The organism is Bradyrhizobium australiense (assembly GCF_013114825.1).
GTDB classification, from domain to species: domain Bacteria; phylum Pseudomonadota; class Alphaproteobacteria; order Rhizobiales; family Xanthobacteraceae; genus Bradyrhizobium; species Bradyrhizobium australiense.
Genome location: NZ_JAAVLX010000001.1, coordinates 713323 through 731478 on the forward strand (window position 1 = coordinate 713323; position 18156 = coordinate 731478).

The 18156-nt window shown below is 63.6% G+C and carries 14 protein-coding genes; 5 read left to right on the forward strand and 9 right to left on the reverse strand.

The features are described 5' to 3' along the window. Nucleotides 1-34 precede the first annotated feature (34 nt). Nucleotides 35-1162 carry a Spy/CpxP family protein refolding chaperone gene (locus HCN58_RS03220; protein WP_235983317.1) on the reverse strand — a complete coding sequence of 376 codons (1128 nt, stop codon included), beginning with the start codon at nucleotides 1160-1162 and terminating at the stop codon, nucleotides 35-37. Nucleotides 1163-1186: 24 nt separating this feature from the next. On the opposite strand from HCN58_RS03220, the gene HCN58_RS35540 reads away from it, so the two are divergent. Further along, nucleotides 1187-1999 (forward strand): hypothetical protein, encoded by an 813-nt coding sequence (locus HCN58_RS35540; protein WP_235983318.1) that lies wholly within the window; start codon nucleotides 1187-1189, stop codon nucleotides 1997-1999. Between the two features lie 150 nt (nucleotides 2000-2149). On the opposite strand, the gene HCN58_RS03225 is transcribed toward HCN58_RS35540, so the two are convergent. Further along, nucleotides 2150-3370 carry a cytochrome P450 gene (locus tag HCN58_RS03225; RefSeq protein WP_171577903.1) on the reverse strand — a complete coding sequence of 407 codons (1221 nt, stop codon included), beginning with the start codon at nucleotides 3368-3370 and terminating at the stop codon, nucleotides 2150-2152. Between the two features lie 304 nt (nucleotides 3371-3674). Between HCN58_RS03225 and HCN58_RS03230 the strand changes: the two genes are divergently transcribed. The 4 genes from HCN58_RS03230 (at nucleotide 3675) to cnbZ (ending at nucleotide 9648) form a co-directional block, all read left to right on the forward strand. Then, complete coding sequence (locus HCN58_RS03230) at nucleotides 3675-4376, forward strand: TetR/AcrR family transcriptional regulator (protein ID WP_171577904.1); 702 nt, start codon at nucleotides 3675-3677, stop codon at nucleotides 4374-4376. Nucleotide 4377: 1 nt separating this feature from the next. After that, on the forward strand, nucleotides 4378-5571 hold the full coding sequence (locus HCN58_RS03235; RefSeq protein ID WP_171577905.1) for an efflux RND transporter periplasmic adaptor subunit: 1194 nt from the start codon (nucleotides 4378-4380) through the stop codon (nucleotides 5569-5571). Between the two features lie 101 nt (nucleotides 5572-5672). Then, on the forward strand, nucleotides 5673-8768 hold the full coding sequence (locus tag HCN58_RS03240) for a MexW/MexI family multidrug efflux RND transporter permease subunit (protein ID WP_171577906.1): 3096 nt from the start codon (nucleotides 5673-5675) through the stop codon (nucleotides 8766-8768). Nucleotides 8769-8904: 136 nt separating this feature from the next. Beyond that, on the forward strand, nucleotides 8905-9648 hold the full coding sequence (gene cnbZ, locus HCN58_RS03245) for a 2-amino-5-chloromuconate deaminase CnbZ (protein WP_171577907.1): 744 nt from the start codon (nucleotides 8905-8907) through the stop codon (nucleotides 9646-9648). Between the two features lie 114 nt (nucleotides 9649-9762). Here cnbZ and HCN58_RS03250 read toward each other — a convergent pair whose 3' ends face one another. The 7 genes from HCN58_RS03250 to HCN58_RS03280 form a co-directional block, all read right to left on the reverse strand. Next, nucleotides 9763-10650, reverse strand: coding sequence for an ABC transporter permease (locus tag HCN58_RS03250; RefSeq protein ID WP_171577908.1), 888 nt, complete (start codon nucleotides 10648-10650; stop codon nucleotides 9763-9765). A 3-nt stretch (nucleotides 10651-10653) separates the two neighbouring features. Next, nucleotides 10654-11595, reverse strand: coding sequence for an ABC transporter permease (locus HCN58_RS03255; RefSeq protein WP_171577909.1), 942 nt, complete (start codon nucleotides 11593-11595; stop codon nucleotides 10654-10656). A 190-nt stretch (nucleotides 11596-11785) separates the two neighbouring features. Continuing rightward, nucleotides 11786-13297, reverse strand: a complete 1512-nt coding sequence (locus tag HCN58_RS03260) for an ABC transporter substrate-binding protein (RefSeq protein WP_171577910.1) — start codon at nucleotides 13295-13297, stop codon at nucleotides 11786-11788. Nucleotides 13298-13319: 22 nt separating this feature from the next. Next, nucleotides 13320-14429, reverse strand: coding sequence for an ABC transporter ATP-binding protein (locus HCN58_RS03265; RefSeq protein WP_171577911.1), 1110 nt, complete (start codon nucleotides 14427-14429; stop codon nucleotides 13320-13322). A 172-nt stretch (nucleotides 14430-14601) separates the two neighbouring features. After that, nucleotides 14602-15591 (reverse strand): ABC transporter ATP-binding protein, encoded by a 990-nt coding sequence (locus tag HCN58_RS03270; RefSeq protein ID WP_171577912.1) that lies wholly within the window; start codon nucleotides 15589-15591, stop codon nucleotides 14602-14604. Continuing rightward, nucleotides 15588-16289, reverse strand: a complete 702-nt coding sequence (locus HCN58_RS03275) for a DUF1028 domain-containing protein (RefSeq protein ID WP_171577913.1) — start codon at nucleotides 16287-16289, stop codon at nucleotides 15588-15590. Before HCN58_RS03275 ends, HCN58_RS03270 begins: the two co-directional genes overlap by 4 nt. A 16-nt stretch (nucleotides 16290-16305) precedes the next feature. Continuing rightward, nucleotides 16306-18111, reverse strand: a complete 1806-nt coding sequence (locus HCN58_RS03280; protein ID WP_171577914.1) for a gamma-glutamyltransferase family protein — start codon at nucleotides 18109-18111, stop codon at nucleotides 16306-16308. Nucleotides 18112-18156 lie beyond the last annotated feature (45 nt).

The following is an 18156-nucleotide window of genomic DNA, read 5'->3' on the forward strand; positions in this document are numbered from 1 at the left end:
CATTCGATCCTCGTCCAAAAGGATTGGGTTTCACTCACGGGCTTGCGACTTGCTGCAGCGTATTGAAGCGCGCCTTCTGTTCGCTGCTCAGCGTGGCATAGAACGCATCCAATGCGCCCTGCACCCAATCGGCTGCCTCGAGCATGGCCTGGAGCCGCTGCTTCATCGCTTCCAACCGCCCGACCGGCGTAAGTGGCACGTCCTCCGGGCAGACTGCTTGCAGTCCTGCAACCGCTTTCTTGGTCACGTCGCTCAAGCGGTCGAGCGCTTCCTTTTGCTCGCCCGCCGGCCGTACGACCGCCTCGATCCGTTCGATCGGCAGTTGGGTGAGGCTGGATTTCGGATCGCCGCAGCCCTCGGACTGAGCCTTCGCTTCCTGCTGCTGCGAACGCTCGCCGATATTGGGGCCGAGCGCGTTGAAACGCGCCTGTTGCTCGTCGCTGAGCGAACTATAGAACCTCTCGAGCGCCGGCCGCACGATCATCACCGCCTCGAGAGTTGCACGAACACGGTTCGTCATCGCCCGCAAGCGACCGGGTGGCGTCATGGCAAAGGAGTCGGCGCAAGAATCCTTGAACACGTCGGCGGCCTTTGCCGCGGCAGTCTTCAATTCGTCGAGCAGGGTGCGCTGCTCGGGCGTCGGCTGCACGGCGCGGCTGATCGACGCAATCGGCCAGGCAGTCACGCCCTCGTCCGGTTCTCTGCACACTTGCCGGAGCGTCTGCTGGCTCACCCTTGCGCGCTTGCCCGCTCGGAAATCGGTGACTGCCGCCCCGGGCTCAGGATATCTGGCATAAGCGGAATACGGACTGTCCGTGCCCCAAAACACCGTATCGACGAAGTCGTCGTAGGCATACGCCCAATAGCCGGGGTCATAGGCGTAGGGCCAGAACGTGTAATTGAAGATGTCGGAATAGGCGTAAGGCCAGAAGACCGGACCGAGCCATGCCACGAACGCTGCGCGATGGCCACGCCGCCAGGCGTGGCGGGGAGCCCAGCGGTTCTCCCTGGCTGTGAGCGCCGCTCGGGCTTGCAGGGCATCATTGCTGCGGAACTGTGCGGAAAATCGTCCGCGGGCCGCGGCCTGCATGGCGGCAGCAGTTCGTTCAGCCGAAGGCTGTGGTCCCAGCCGCTGCAGGCGCGCCTGATTGCTTTGCTGCATGCGCTGCTCTCGCTGGAGTAGCCGTTGCTGTGCCTGCAGCTGTCTTTCCTGCGCGCGTTGCGCCCGGAGACCTTCCGGCTTTTGCGACTGCAATTGCTGGACGCGCTGCTGCAAGCGATCGATGCGGCTCTGACGATCCGTGCTCTGGCGCGACAGCATGTCGCGCTGCCGCTGCTGCACGATTTGCCGCCGCTCTTGGATGCGCTGCTCGCGCTGCTGCGCACGCGTTTCGATCTGTTCCTTCCGCGACGATCCCGCGCCCACGACAGGCGATGCGCCTGGCCGCGATGGTGCGGTGATGCGCGGTTCCGGGTGCCTCGCCATGGCCGGTCGCTGCGGCGGTGCGGCACGATGAATTTCAGGTCGCGGCGCTACGATACGCGGTCCGGCCGATCGCGGTGGCGCAGCGATCCGCGGGGCGACATGCGGGGCCATGGCTGGACGCTGTGGTGGGGGAGCTGCACGGAACGCCGGCGCGGCGGGCCGTGCCATAGCCGGAGGCGCGGCGGGGCGTGCCATCGCTGGAGGCGCCGCTGGGCGGGCCATCGCCGGTGGTGGTCCTGCCGGTCGGGCTGCTGGCGCAGCTGCGCCGCTTGGACCATGGCCTCTTCGATCCTGGGCGGACGAGCCGGTGCTCACCGCGATCGCGGACACACCAAGAAAAAATGCTGCTATGCGAGCGCCGCGCGAGAGCATGATCTCACTCCCTCATGCCTGTCGCCCGGAACCATCAACGCGCGAGCGCAGAAATCGTTCGTCGTGGCCATGACTTACATTGCGATTTTACGACGCAGCATTGACGCAGGTCGCCTGCGTTCTAGTCTTGCTGCGTCATAAGTCCCTCATGGTGAGGAGCGCGAAGCGCGTCTCCGGACGATGCTCCGCAGCGCTGGGCGAACCACGAGGCCCCGTCTGTGGCCTACATTCTTCGAGACGTCCGCGCTGCGGGCTCCTCAGGGATGAGGGGGGTGCCATGACGCAGCAAGACTAGCTGACCGTGCAAGGCACGCTCAGAAAACCGCGGAAGCGCACGCGGCCGCCGCGGACCGGCTCGCCATCGAGCGCATAATCCGGAAAGCGCGCCAGGAAACGCGAGATCGCGATGGCGCCCTCGAGCCGCGCCAGCGCCATACCGGCGCATTGATGTGCGCCGGTGCCAAAGGCCAGATGCCGGTTCGGCGTGCGGCCGATATCGAAACGTTCGGGGTCAGAGAACTGCGCGGGGTCGCGGTTGGCGGCGCCGATGCACAGCGTCACCGGCGTGCCCGGCGGCATCGCGATGCCGCCGAGTTCGAACGGCTCGACCGTCATGCGGTTGCCGAGTTGGTTGGAGCTCTCGAACCGCAGCATTTCCTCGATCGCGGTCTTGATCAGATCGGGATTTTCAATCAGCCGGCGCTTCTCGCCGGCGTGGTTCAACAACGCGACCAGCCCGTTGCCGATCAGGTTGGTGGTGGTCTCGTGGCCGGCATTGAGCAGGAAGATGCAGTTGTGCAGGAGCTCCTTTTCGGTCAACCGCTCGCCATTGTCTTCGCCTTGAATGAGCCGCGTCAGCACGTCGCGATCGGGATTGCCGGGCTTGGCCCGTCGCCGCGCCACCAGCCCTTCGAGGTACGCCAGAAAATCCTTCACCGCCTTGTTGCCGCGGGCAAAGGCCTGCGGGCCGATCACCGGCTCCAGTGCGCCGAGAATGGCCAGCGACCAGTCGCGCAGGGGCTCCCGCTCGTCCTGCGGCACGTCGAGCAGATTGCCGATGACTTCGATCGGGATCGCGGCCGCGAAATCGTCGATCAGGTCCACCTTGCCCTTGGCGGCCATGGCGCCGAGGAGGCGGTCGACCAGCCGGACCAGATCGGGCTCCATGCCGGCGATCGCGCGCGGCGACAAGGCGCCCATGATCAACCGGCGAACGCGGGTGTGGGCGGGAGGATCGTTGAACACGAGGCTCGTGGTGTGGTGCTCATAGAGCAGGGAGCTTCCATACTTCGGCGAGAACTCCTTCTTCTTGTCGGACGAGAAGACCTTGGTGTTCTTGTAGGCTGCAACCAGATCGTCGTAGCGCGTCAGGAAATACGACCCATTCGGCAACCGCTTGACCGGTTCGATTTCCCGCAGCGCGCGATAGGTCGGGTAGGGGTTGGCATAGAAGTCGGGCGTCAGCTTTTCGAGGTCGAATGTGGCCGCCAGTTCGCGCGCATCCAGATTCATGGCTCGCCGTACTCGTTGGGGAAGAGGGACAGGTAAGCGACCGTCAAATTAGTCGCAATTGCAACTACCTTAGATGCCGCTGTTAAGGCGTCAAGTCGGCGCAGCTTCCAGCCCACACCACAAAAGCGCGTTCGGGTTGCGGCCAATTCAGGATAAGCCTGCAAGGCGAGCGCCTGATTTCCGGAAAAATCGTGCTCAAACAAAGCGATGAAGTGTGTCTTTGACGACACCCCGCGACAGAATCCGCTTGATGCGCTGCAGTAGATCCTTGACTTCGTCAAGGTGAGTGATTACTCACGCCCCCATGTCTACCTTGCGCATGACCGGTGACTTGCGGCGGCAATTAATCTTGAGCGCCGCCAAGCGGTGCTTTGCCCGAAACGGCTTTGCCGGCACCACAACCAAGAGCGTGGCGGCGGCTGCGGCGATTTCGGAAGGGCTGTTGTTCAAACACTTCCCGTCCAAGGCTGCGCTCTATGCCGAAATCCTCGCCGAGGAGTGCGAGGCTGATCCGGATTTCGCACACCTGCTCGGCCAGGAGCCTTCAACTGCCACACTGGTTGAACTCGTCAAGGGCATGGTTGGCCATTTCATGGAGGTGTCGGACGGTTCGGATCAGGAAGAAGCGCAACGGCTGCGATTGATGACGACCAGCCATCTCGACGACGGCGAGTTCGCGCGGCTGCTGTACGACAAGATCGGCGGCCTGATCGGGCCGGTGTTCACCGCATCGATCGAAAGTGCGGTCGCCGCTGGCGATGCGGCGCGGATCGGCAGCGATCCGCTCAACCTGTTCTGGTTCGCCCATCACACCGTGCTGATGTCGGCGCTGACGCGGCTTCCGGCCGTGCCCTGTCTTTCCTACGGCAACGCCGCCGATTTAGAGCGGCAGTTGTGTCAATTCATCCTGCGCGGCATCGGACTTACCGAAGCCGCAATTGCTTCTCATTTGGACGGCGAGCTGTCACCGAATTCGGGACAATCGGTAGCTGCAGAAAGTGCATGACATGAATATCGTGACTGAACCCAAAATTTCGGGCAAGCCGATTAGCGACAAGCCGCACAAGCGGCCGGTCCGGATGGTGCGCTGGTTTATCGTCGTGGGGCTGCTGCTGGCCTTGCTGGTCGGCGGCCTGGTCTGGTTCAACTACTTCCGCGGCAAGATGATCGCGCAGTTCTTTGCGAACAACAAGCCGCCGCCGGTGAGCGTCAACGTTACCGCGGCGAAGTCGGAGACCATTCCTAACCTCCTGACCGCTGTCGGCGATCTCGCCGCCGTGCATCAGGTCAACGTGACGTCTGACGTGAACGGCCGCATCACCGATATCATGTTCACGGCGGGCGCCAGCGTGAAGGAAGGCACGCCGCTGGTGCAGTTGTTCGATGGTCCAGAGCAGGGCGATCTCGCCAACTTCAAGGCACAGCAGCGGGTGGCACAGCTCTCGCTGGATCGCGCCAAGCAGCTGGCTGAGCGTCAGTTCGGGCCGCAGGCGACCGTGGATTCCGCGCAGGCCGCGTTCGACCAGGCCAGCGCCGGCATCGCCAAGACCGAAGCGATCATCTCGCAGAAGCTGGTGCGGGCGCCGTTCGACGGCGAACTCGGCGTTCGCAAGGTCGAAGTCGGACAATATCTGACTGCGGGGACGCAGATCGTCTCGCTGACCGATCTGTCGATGCTGTATGCGAACTTCACCGTGACGGAGAAGGACTCCGGCCAGCTCAAGGTCGGCCAGATCGTCCGTATCGCGGTCGACGCCTATCCGGGCCGCACCTTCGAGGGCAAGATCACCACCATCGAGCCGCAGATCGCGACCGACACGCGCAATATCCGCGTGCAGGCGACGATCCAGAATCCGGACAGGATCCTCAAGCCCGGCATGTTCGTGACCACCACCGTGGTGCTGCCGGACAAGCCGCCGGTCGTCACCGTGCCCGAAACCGCGGTCGACTACACGCTCTATGGTGACTCGGTCTACCTCCTCAGCGAGAAGAAAGAACAGGACGGCAAGACCAGCCTGATCGCAACGCGCACCTTCGTGCAGACCGGAAAACGCGTCGAAGGGCGCGCCGAAATCCTGAAAGGTCTGAAGGACGGTGACCGCGTCGTGGCCGTCGGACAGCTTAAGCTGCAGTCCGGAGCGGCCGTGACGATCTCGAACGATCCGGTACCTCCGATTCCGGCGAAGCCGCCGCGCTACTGATAGATGATGCGGCTCCCTTGAGGAGCCGCTGCGAATGATGGGCGGCGGTCTTATGGCTCGACCGCGCGCCGGAAATGCTGATCTCAGCGGGATATTTTACGATGGCTTTAACCGATATTTTCATCAAGCGTCCGGTCCTGTCGGTCGTCGTCAGTCTGCTGATCCTCCTGATCGGTCTGCGCGCCGCCAGCGTATTGCCGATCCGGCAATACCCGAAGCTCTCGAACACAGTGGTCAACATCACCACCTCATACCCGGGCGCGTCGGCTAACCTGATTCAGGGCTTCATCACCACGCCAATCGAGCAGGCGGTCGCTTCCGCCGAGGGCGTCGACTACATCACGTCTTCGTCGGTGCAGGGCACCAGCACGATTCAGGTCTACATCAAGCTGAATTTCGATCCGAACCAGGCGCTGACCGAAGTTCTCGCCAAGGTGAACTCGGTGCGATACCTGATCCCGAAAGAATCTAACGACCCGATCGTGACCAAGACTACCGGCCAGACCACGGCCGTGATGTATCTCGGTTTCTCCAGCGACGAACTCTCGGGCTCGGCCATCTCGGATTATCTGACGCGCGTCGTGCAGCCGGTGCTATCGACGGTCGACGGCGTCGCATCCGCCGACATTCTCGGCGGCCAGACATTTGCGATGCGGCTGTGGCTCGATCCGGTGCGAATGGCGGGCCGTGGCGTGTCGCCGAGCGACGTCTCGCAGGCAATCGCGGCCAACAACTTCCAGGCCGCGGCCGGTCAGTCCAAGGGCTACTTCATCGTTTCGAACGTACAAACCAACACAGATCTGCGGAACCTCGATCAGTTCAAGAAGATGATCGTCAAGTCCAAGGACGGCGGCTTCGTACGCGTGGAGGACATCGCGACCGTCGAACTTGCGGCGCAGAGCTCGGACGCGAGCGTCGCGTTTAGCGGCGAGCGTGCGATCTTCATCGGTGTACAGGCGACCCCGCAAGGCAACCCGCTGACGCTCGTCAAGGGCGTGCGCGCGCTGTTTCCCGAGTTGGAACGCAACCTGCCGCCGTCGATGAAAATGAAGGTGGCGTACGATTCCACCAAGTTCATTCAGTCGTCGATCGACGAGGTGAAGAATACGCTGATCGAGGCCGTGCTGATCGTCGTGGTCGTGATCTTCCTGTTCCTGGCTTCGTTCCGCTCGGTTGTCATTCCCGTGGTGACAATTCCGCTGTCGCTGATCGGCGTCTGCAGCCTGATGCTGATGATGGGCTTCAGCTTCAATCTGCTGACGCTGCTGGCGATGGTGCTGGCGATCGGGCTCGTGGTCGACGATGCCATCGTGGTGGTGGAGAACATCCATCGCCATCTCGAGGAAGGAAAAACGCCGGTGCAGGCGTCGCTGCAGGGCGCGCGCGAAATTGTCGGCCCCGTGATCTCCATGACGATTACGCTTGCCGCCGTCTACGCGCCGATTGGCTTCCTCGGCGGCCTGACCGGTTCGCTGTTCCGCGAATTCGCCTTCACGCTGGCGGGCTCGGTAATCGTGTCGGGCGTGATCGCGTTGACGCTGTCGCCGATGATGTGCTCGGTCCTCCTGAAGAGCGCGGACGAGGGGCGGTTCTCGAGGCTGGTCAACCGGGTGTTCGGCTCAATGACACGCTGGTACGGCCGCCAGCTCGACCGCTCGCTCGACTATCGCCCGATCACCGGCTTGTTCGCGCTGACGATCCTGGGCCTCGTCGGATTCCTTTATATGAACACCTCGAAGGAGCTCGCGCCCGAAGAGGACCAGGGCATCGTGTTCTCGGTGACCAAGGCGCCGAAATACGCCAACATCGATTATGTCGACTTCTATGGCGACAAGCTCGACAAGGCCTTTTCCAAATTTCCCGAAACCGACCTGCGTTTCGTCCTGAACGGCATTAATGGGCCGCAGGGCGGCATCGCCGGCATGCTGCTCAAGCCGTGGGACGAGCGTGAGCGTTCCTCGATCAAGCTGAAGCCGCTGGTGCAGGCGGAGATCAGCAAGATCGAAGGCGTCCAGGCGTTTGCGTTCAACCTGCCGCCGCTCCCGGGCGGGCCGGGTGGCCTGCCGATTCAGATGGTGATCAATTCGACCGCCGGCTTTCAGGCCGTATATGAGCAGATGGCGAAGCTGAAGGATGCCGCGCGCAAGAGCGGCCTGTTCATCGTCTCCGATAGCGACCTCGAATTCAACCAGCCGGTGGTTCGCGTCTCGATCGACCGTTCCAAGGCTAGTGACCTCGGCATCAACATGGCGCAGGTCGGCAGCACGCTGCAGACGCTCCTGGGCGGCAACTATGTCAACCGCTTTAACCTGGAGGGTCGCTCGTATCAGGTGATCCCGCAGGTGCCGCGTGACAAGCGGCTGTCGCCGGAATCGCTTGGCGGCTACTACGTCCCGACCAACACCGGGCAGCTGGTGCCGCTGTCGACCATCGTGTCGATCGAAACCGCCACCGATCCGAATTCGCTGACGCATTACAACCAGCTCAATTCCGCGACTTTCTCGGCGGTGCCGATGCCGGGCGTGACGGTTGGGCAGGCGGTGGACTTCCTGGAGGGCGAGGCGAAGAAGATGCCTTCCGGTTTTGGCCACGATTATCTGGCCGACTCCCGGCAATATGTGCAGGAAGGCAATCAGCTCGCGATCACCTTTGGCTTCGCGCTGATCATCATCTTCCTGGTGCTGGCGGCGCAGTTCGAGAGCCTGCGTGATCCGCTGGTGATCATGATCAGCGTTCCCATGGCGATCGTCGGTGCGCTGATCCCGCTGTTCTTTGGCGTGGCGACCATCAACATCTACACTCAGGTCGGGTTGCTGACGCTGGTCGGCCTCATCACCAAGCACGGCATCCTGATGGTCGAATTCGCCAACGAGCTGCAGCTCAAGGAAGGCCTCGACAAGCGTTCGGCGATCGAGATGGCGGCCCGCATCCGGCTGCGGCCGATCCTGATGACGACGGCGGCGATGGTCACCGGCTTGATCCCGTTGCTGACCGCAACCGGCGCGGGTGCTGCCAGCCGATTCTCCATCGGTCTCGTGGTCGTCGCCGGCATGTCGATCGGCACGCTGTTCACGCTGTTCGTGCTGCCGGCGGTCTATGTCTGGCTGGCCACCGACCACCAGGCGGAGGCCAGTTCGCAGCGCACCAAGGAGATCGCCGATTTCGATCTCGGCAACAATGCGCTGAAGCCGACCTGAGCTTTTCGTAGGCTGGAAAAATCGAAAGCGGCGGCAGCGGAAATCGTTGCCGCCGTTTTTCGTTTCGGCGCGACGCCCGCCCCAGCGACACCGCCGGCCCTCCATGCTACGAAGAAGAGAAAAGCAGCGAGGCCACATGACGAGCGATTTTTCCGCCGGCAACTACCGGTTCATTCCCGCCGTATTCCAATATTCAGGCGGCGTGGCCGCCAATCCCGGATATGAGATTGAGCGGGTGCGCTTCGACAAGTGGGTGCCGCTGGCCGAAGGCTTTGCGCAGATCGCAAAATATATTCAGGCGGCGGGCCGGCCGCTGACGTCGTTCTGCGCCTGCGAACTGCGTTCGCCAGCCGCCTTCACCGATGAGGGTTTCCGCAATTTCAACCTGCACTACGTCAAGACGCTGGCGGATTGGGGCGTCTATGACGGCACCACCAATCCGGTGGCGCGCAGCAATGTCTGCCCGCAGATCGATCCGCCGGCCGAACCGTCGTTCTATGCCTTTTCGTTTACGCGGCCGAGCCAGAACACGGCGCCAAGCTTCGTGATCGCGGGCAGCGGCGAGTCGCAGGAGGGCAATGCGAGCTATGCCGAACGTACGGTGCGTTACCGCGACGTCAGTCCCGAGGGCATTGCGGAGAAGGTTCGTTACGTCGCCGGCGTGATGGAGCGGCGCATGGGCGAGTTCGGCTTCGGCTGGAAAGACGCAACTGCTGTGCAGACCTATACCATCCACGATTTCCACCACGTCTTTGCCGACGCGCTGGTCCGCCGCGGCGCCGCGCGCTCCGGCCTGACCTGGCATTTCGCCCGGCCGCCGGTGATCGATCTCGAATATGAGATGGATTGCCGGCGGGTAATGAGGGAGTTGGTGATCTAGAGGCCCGAGTGTTCCCCTCATCCTTGAGGAAGCGCGGAGCGTCGTCTCGAAGGATACCCGGCGGGGCCTCATTAGAGACGCGCGCGAGCGCGCTCCTCACCATGAGGGTCTTAACTACCGCTCCCTCGGGTCCAGCGCATCGCGCAATCCGTCGCCGACCAGGTTGAACGACAGCACGACAAGAAAGATCGCAAGTCCCGGCCAGACCGCCATCCACGGCGCGTTGGTCAGGAAGCGCTGCGCGGCGTTGAGCATGCTGCCCCAGGACGGCGCGGGCGGCTGCTGGCCGAGGCCGAGAAACGACAGCGCGGCTTCCGCGATAATCGCGGCGGCGATCGACAGCGTTGCCTGTACCAATAGCGCTGGCATGATGTTCGGCAGGATGTGAAACAGCGCGATGCGCCATCGCGGATTGCCCATGGCGCGCGCGGCCTCGACATAATCCTCGACCTTGACGCTCATGACCTGGCCGCGGGTCAGCCGCACGAAGATCGGCGTCGCCGAGATGCCGATCGCGATCATGGCGTTGCCGAGGCTGGGACCCAAAAACGCGGCGAGCGCAATTGCCAGGATCAGGAAGGGGCAGGCCAGCATCGCATCCGTGATGCGGCTGATCAGGGCATCGATGAAGCCGCCACGGTAGCCTGACAAGAGGCCGAGCGGCACGCCGATCGAAAGCGCGATGCCGACCGAGATGGCACCGGCCAAGAGCGACGCACGCGCGCCATAGATCACGCGGGCGAGAATGTCGCGGCCGAGCTCGTCGGTTCCGAACCAGTGCAACGCGGAAGGCGGCTTGCGCACCAGCGACCAGCTTGTCGCGATCGGCTCATAGGGCGAGATCAGCGGGGCAAACAGCGCGAGCAACGCGAAAGTGCCGATCACGACAAGCCCGGCCATCGCGCCCTTGCGCTTGAATAACCGGCGCAGGGCGCGTCGTGCCGGGCTCTCAAGTTCGTCGGAGACGGCAATCGGTAACGCACTGAGCGTGGTGTCGGCCATGGGTTAGGCCCTCAGCCGCGGATTGACGAGGACATAGGCGATGTCGGCAATGAGATTGAGCGTGATGTAGATCGTCGCCGTCGTCAGCACGACGCCTTGCACGACTGCATAGTCGCGGTTGAAGACGGCATCGACGATCAGTTTGCCGAAACCTGGAATCGAGAAAATTTGCTCCGTCAACACCGCGCCCGACAATAGCGTGCCAAGTTCGAGCGCGCCGAGCGTAATCACCGGCGTCAGCGCGTTACGCATGGCGTGCTTGAGAATGACTGAGCGTTCGGAAAGGCCTTTGGCGCGGGCAGTGCGGACGTAATCGCTTTCGAGCACCTGCAGCATGGCGCTGCGGGTATGCCGCATCAGGATCGCGGCAATCGCGTTGCCCAGCACGAAAGCCGGCATGATGGTGGAGGCGATGCTGGCGCGCCAATTTTCGGTCAGCGGCACATAGCCCGATGCCGGCAGCCAGCCGAGCTGGATCGAGAACAGAAAGATCAGCATGATGCCGAGCCAGAAATTCGGCGTCGAGATGCCCCACAGCGCAAAGAAATTGGCGCCATAGTCCCACGCCGTGCCTTTCTTCACCGCCGAGACGATGCCGGCCGGAATGCCGATCAGGAAGGCGATGACGATGGCCATCGACGCCAATTGCATCGTCACCGGCAGCTTCTGCGCGATCAGTTCGCGCACCGGCACCTTGTTGCGCAAGGACTCGCCGAAATCGCCCGACAGCACGCCCTTGACCCAGTAGACATATTGCACCGGAACCGGCTGATCGAGCCGGTACTGCTGGCGGATCTGCGCAATGACGTCGGGATCGCGTTCCTCGCCTGCCATGACCAGCGCCGGATCGCCCGGCAGCAATTGCTGCAGCGAAAAGATCAGGATCGAGACGAAGAACAGCGTCGGGATCAGCTGGACAATACGCCGCGCGAGGAAGTTCAGCATGGTGCACGCGGTCCGAAGGTACGAGAACTGAGTTGGTGGAAAGGTCGTCGCCACGTCGTTCCCTCTCCCCTTGCGGGGGAGGGACAGGGAGAGGGGTAATCCAACGGGATTCTGAGTTCGTGGCACGCCCCACCCCAGCCCTCCCCCGCAAGGGGGGAGGGAGAGGAGAGAGTGTGCCCGCGCAACATCCTCACTTCAGCTTCAGCCCGACCACGCGCACCAGCCCATCCGGCATCTGCTTGTAGCCTTCGAGCTTGGTCGTATGCGCGATCAGGATGCGGCGGTGGTAGATGTAAAGCAGCGGCTTCTCCTCCAGCACGATCTTGGCCAGCTTTTCATAGATCGCCTTGCGCTGCGCCTGATCGGTGACAAGCCGGCCGTCGTCGAGCGCCTTGTCGGCCTCCTTGTTCGACCAGGCGCTGTAGTTCTGGGGCGCGTCGGTCTTTAGGAAAACATAGGAGTTACCATCCGGATCGATTCTTCCGCTCCAGGCCAGGAGATAGGCCTGGTATTCTCCGGCCTCGGCCTGTTTCAGCGAGGTCGCAAACTCGGTGACCCGGAGCTTCATGTCGAAGCCGACTTCGGCCGCCATCGACTGGATCACCTGCGCCGCCGCTTCGGTTTCCGCGCCCTTCGAGACCATGAAGTCGACGCTGATCGGCGTGGTGACGCCCGCTTCCTTCAGCAGCGCCTTGGCCTTGGCGACGTCGCGTTTCGGTATCGGAAAGGCTTTCTGATAGTAGGGATGATCGGGGTTGACCCACTGGTTTCCGGGCTTGAACTCGCCGTTGGACACCACCTGGCTGATCGCCTCGCGGTCGAGCGAAAGATCGAGTGCCTGCCGCACCTTGGCGGACTGGCTGAGCGGCCCCTTGGCCTTGTCCCTGCCAACGTTCAGCGTCACGCCCTGATAGCCGAGCTCGATCGCGCTGGACAATTTCAGCTTCGAGTCCGCCTGCACTTCCTTGAGGTCGGTCGCGAGCACCCGTTCGATCAGGTCAAGTCCGCCGGATTTCAGATTGGCCAGGCGGACGGTCGCGTCCACCAGCGGCAGATAGACGATGCGGTCGACATGGATATTGTCCTTGTTCCAGTAGTCGGCGAATTTTTCGAACACCATGCGGTCCTGCTGCACGCGCTCGACGAACTTGTAGGGACCGGCGCAAACTGGACGCAGCCCGAACTTGTCGCCGGCCTCCTTGGCCGCCTTGGGCGACACCATCATTCCCGCGCGATCGGTAAGCTGCGCGACCAGCGGAGAATAGGGCGCCTTCAATATCAGTTTGATGGTAAGGGGATCGACGACATCGATATGATCGACGGCTGCCAGTTCCGGCTTTCGGAACGAGCCCGGGAATGTCAGGTGGCGCTCCAGCGAAAACTTTGCAGCCTCGGCATTGAAGGTCTCGCCGTCGTGAAACTTGACGCCGGGTCGGAGCCTGATGGTGACTTCCTTGCCGTCGGCCGAAGTCTCGTGGCTTAGCGCGAGTTGCGGCACGATGTTGAGCTTCTCGTCGATGTCGAACAGCTTGTCGCAGAACGATGCGAACACGATGCGACCGACATAGGTCCGCGCCATGGTCGGGTCGAGGATATCGGGATCCTCGGCGAGCCCAATCCGCAGCGTGGTTTGGGCTTGAACGGTTGCCGGAAGCGACAGCAGCAGCGCCGCCGCGGTGACTGCCAAACGAACGATTTTCATTGCTGCCTCCCCTTATCCACGATTACACCGCACTTGGCCGGGTCACTGATATATCAACCCCGCCGCGGCGTGCACCTTCCGTGCCACCGCTGAAGGCGGCGACCAATTTTTCCAGCACCGGCGAGAAGCCGCCATCGGCGGGAACGATGGCTCCGGGCGACGGCAATTCGGCCGTGCGGTGACACGCCGCGGCGTGTCCCGCGCCGTCGGCGAGCAGGGGCGGAATTTCGGTGCGGCAGCGCTCTATGACGTAAGGACAGCGGGTGTGAAAGCGGCAGCCGGAGGGCGGATTGAGCGCGCTTGGCATCTCGCCTTCCAGCACGATGCGGCCGCGCCGGGCCTGCGGTTTGGGTACAGGGATCGCCGACAGCAGCGCGCGGCTATAGGGATGCCGGGGCGCGGCGAACAGCGCCGCAGCGTCCGCGGTCTCAACGATGCCACCGAGATTCATCACGGCGACGCGGTCGGCGATGTGCTTCACGACCGCCAGATCGTGCGAGACGAAGATGTAGGCGAGGCCGAGCCGGTTCTGCAGGTCGCGCAGCAGATTGAGGATTTGCGAGCGGATCGAGACGTCGAGCGCGGAGACCGGCTCGTCGCAGATGATCAGTTTTGGCTCCACGGCGAGCGCCCGCGCAATGGCGATACGCTGGCGCTGGCCGCCGGAAAATTCATGCGGGTAGCGGCGCGCGAAACGGGGCTCGAGTCCGACCAGCCGTAGCAGCTGCTCGACCCGTTCACGACGGCGCGGGGCCGGCACCAGATCGTGCAGCGCCAGCGGCTCGCTCAGGATCTGGCTCACCGTCATGCGCGGGTTCAAGGAGGCATAGGGGTCCTGAAAAATAATCTGCGCATGGCGGCGGAACGCGCGTAATTCGTTGGCGCTGAGCGTGCCGAGATCGCGGCCCTCGAAGCGAACGCTGCCCGCATCCGGCTCAATCAGCCGCAGCACCAGCCGGCTGACGGTGGATTTGCCGCAGCCCGATTCGCCGACCAGCGCCAGCGTCTTGCCGGCCTCAACCGTGAAGCTGACACCGTCGACCGCCTTGACGTAGGCGGTGGGGCGGCCGAACACCGATCGCGCGGCGACGAAATGCTTTACGAGGCCATCGACTTCGAGGAGCGCGGTCATGATGTGCTCCCGCCCGTATCGTGTTCCGGGCGCGGCGCAGCGCAGAGCGATGCGCTGCAGAACCGGGAGCCAAAGTGCGTGAGACCACAGATGGGCCCCGGTTCTGCAGTGCACCGCCGCGCTTCGCTTGCGCTGCACTGCGCCCGGGGAACGAGAGCGGAGAGCGGCGCGATCATGATACCAGCCGCTCCAGCGGCGCGCGGATACAGCGCGAGGCATGGCCCGCGCTCACGATCGCAAGCGGCGGCGGCGCGGCGATGCAGGCTTCGACGACAAACGGACAGCGCGCGGCAAAGCGGCAGCCGGCGGGCGGGTTCGTCATGTTCGGCACCATGCCCTCGATCGTCGCCAGATGTGAGGCGCGGCGGCCGAGTCGCGGGATCGAACCGAGCAGGCCGACGGTGTAGGGATGCTGTGGATTGGCGAAGAGCTCGTCGACCGGCGCCCGCTCGACGATCTCACCGGCATACATCACCGCGACCTCGTCGCAGACCTCGGCGACCACGCCGAGGTCGTGGGTGATCAGGATGATCGCGGCGCCGCTCGCGGCCTTCAGCTCGCGCATCAAATCGAGGATCTGCGCCTGCAGGGTGACGTCGAGCGCGGTGGTCGGCTCGTCCGCGATCAGAAGGCGCGGGTCGCAGGCCAGCGCCATCGCGATCATCACGCGCTGGCGCATGCCGCCGGAGAGTTTGTGCGGATATTCATCGATGCGTTTTTCAGGCGAGGGGATGTGGACGCGCCGCAGCAGCTCGATGGCGCGCTCGCGCGCCTGCCGCCGCGACCCCCCGCGATGGCGCAGGATGGTTTCGACGATCTGGTCGCCGATGGTGAAGCTCGGGTTGAGCGAAGTCATCGGCTCCTGAAAGATCATCGCAAGCCGGTTGCCGCGCAGGTCGCGCAGCGTGTCGTCGGGGATATCGAGCAGATCAAAACCGTCGAAACGGATCGAGCCCGAGACCTCAGCGGAACGCCTTGGCAATAATCCCATGACGGCGAGCGAAGTCACGCTCTTGCCGCAGCCGGATTCGCCGACCAACCCGAGCGTCGCGCCGTTGGCCACGCTGAGATCGACACCGTCGACTGCGTGGGTGGTGCGGCCATCATCGCCGTGGAAGACGACGCGCAGGCCCTCGATTTCGATCAGCGGACTCTCGGTCATGCCTTGCCTGTCGTCGCGGCCTGCTCGATCACTGCACGATCGGTGATCCCGGCCGGGTTCTTCCGCGTCGGCAGGAACGGGCGGAAATGCACCCAGCGCTCGCGGCTCACCTGTTCGAGACGTTCGAGCTCGGCGAGCGGATCGGTGTGGTCGTCGACGCGCAGGTCGAGATCGGACCATTCCTCCTCGCCATGGATCAACAGCGCCGCGGATTGCTTGCCGCGCTTGTCGCCGCCGGCGGCCTCGCCGGCCTTCATCGCCGCGATCAGCCGCTGCGCAAAGGGCAGGGCGGCGTTGGCGACATAGACTTTCGCCGTTTCATCGAGCACGGCGCCGCCCGCCAACATGTTGCCGGCAAGGGAAAAGCCATCGCCCTGCAGATGTCCGCACCAGTCGATGCATTCGGCTCCGGTATGCGCGGCGATCCGGCCTTGTGCATCCATGACATGCAGTTGTCGGCTCTCGCGACCATCGTCGGCGGCAATCAGCGTGTCCACCACCTCACGGGGGCTGCGGCCTTCCTGCAACAGCTTCACGCCGTCAATGCCGTAGTAGGGGTTGACCAGCGCCTGCGTTGCGATGCCGCCGATGCCGGGCGCGATATGCGGCACGCGCGCGCCGACTGCGAAAAATCGGGTCGCGACGGCGATACCGATCTGGCCGGTTTGGGGATCGCGGGCGATGATCGACCAGGTCATCTTGTCTCTTCTCTAGCTATCGTCCCGCCGCGTAGCCCTGCATGCCCCTCGGATTGGCGGCGGCGCGGCGGCGGCTGCCGACCCTGGAGGCTGCGGTGAGGCGGCCTTCCGACCAGTCGGGGCCGATCTCGACGACATGGCCGCGGCTCTCCAGCGTGTCGACCGTCGCGCTCGGCACGCGACTTTCGAGCACGAGCACGCCGGGCCGCGCGGTGCGCGGCCAGAACGAGATCGGGAAATGCTCGGAGTGCCAGGCGGGCGCATCGATCGCTTCCTGCAGGTTCAGTTTGGCGTGGATATGGCGCAGAAAGAATTGCGTGGTCCATTGGTCCTGCTGGTCGCCGCCGGGTGAGCCCCAGGCCATGTACGGCTCGCCATCGCGCAGCGCCATCGTGGGCGAGAGCGTGGTGCGCGGACGTTTGCCCGGCGCGAGCGCGGCCGGGTGATCCTCTTCCAGCCAGAACATCTGCGCGCGACTGCCGAGGCAGAAGCCGAGTTCGGGAATGACCGGTGAGGATTGCAGCCAGCCGCCGGACGGCGTCGCCGAGATCATGTTGCCGGCCTGGTCGATGATGTCGAAATGCACGGTGTCGCCGCGCACCTCGCCGAACCGGCCGACCGTCGGCTCGCCCGCGCCCATGGCGCCGACCGCGTCGCGATGGCCTTCGGCACGGCGCAGCTTGACGACCGAACCAAAGCCTTCGATCGAGCCGGGGACAAAGTCGAGCGAGGCTTTATCTCTAGAGATCAGCTTGCGGCGTTCGTCATTGTAGGCGTCCGACAGCAAGGTCGCGATCGGGATGTCGGTGAATTTGGGGTCGCCGTAGAATTTCTCGCGATCGGCGAAGGCGAGTTTCGCGCATTCGATCTGCAGATGGATGAAGTCGGGCCCGGCAGGATCGAGCCCGTCAAGTTCAAAGCCCTTCAGCAGCGCGAGCTGCTGCAGCATCACAGGACCCTGGCTCCAGACGCCGGGTTTGCAGACGGTATAGCGGCCATAGTCGTAAGTGAGCGGCGCCTCGACGGTCGGCTGCCAGCGCGCCATGTCGTCGGCGCTTAGCACGCCGCGATGCGGTGAGCCGGAGACGTCCATCACTTCCTGCGTGCGGCAGAACTTGTCGATCGCTTCCGCCACAAAACCCTGCGACCAGGATTTTCGGGCGCGCTCGATCTGCGCCACGCGGTCGGAGCCTGCGCTCTCGGCCTCCTTGAGAATGCGGGCATAGGTCTCCGAGAGCTGCTTGTTGGTAAAGAGCGTGCCGGGTTTTGGCACTTCGTTGCTCGGCAGGTAGACCGCCGCCGACGTCGTCCAGTGCTTCCTGAACAACTGCTCGACGACCTGGATCGTTGCGGAAGCACGCTCGACCAGCGGATAGCCGTCGCGGGCGTAGGCAATCGCGGGCTCCAGCACGTCGCGCAGCCGCATCGTGCCGTAGTCACGCAGCAGCAGCATCCAGGATTCAAACGTGCCGGGGACGCAGGCGGCGAGGAGCCCGGTGCCGGGCACCATTTCCAGGCCTTCGCCCCTGTAATGCGCGATCGTGGCTTTCGCCGGTGCAGGCCCTTGGCCGCAGATCACCTCGGTGCGGCCGCGCTTGGTGTCGTGCACAATGATCGGCACGTCGCCGCCCGGACCGTTCAGATGCGGCTCGACCACCTGCAGCGTAAAGGCGGTAGCAACACCGGCGTCAAAGGCGTTGCCGCCTTTTTCCAGGATGCTCATGCCGACAGCGGTGGCGATCCAGTGCGTCGAGGTCACGACACCAAAGGTGCCTTCGATTTCCGGCCTTGTGGTGAAGGGATCGGGGTTGATGTTGCTCATGAGAATCCAATGCCGTGCTGGTATCGCGGTGCTGGCGCACTTGAC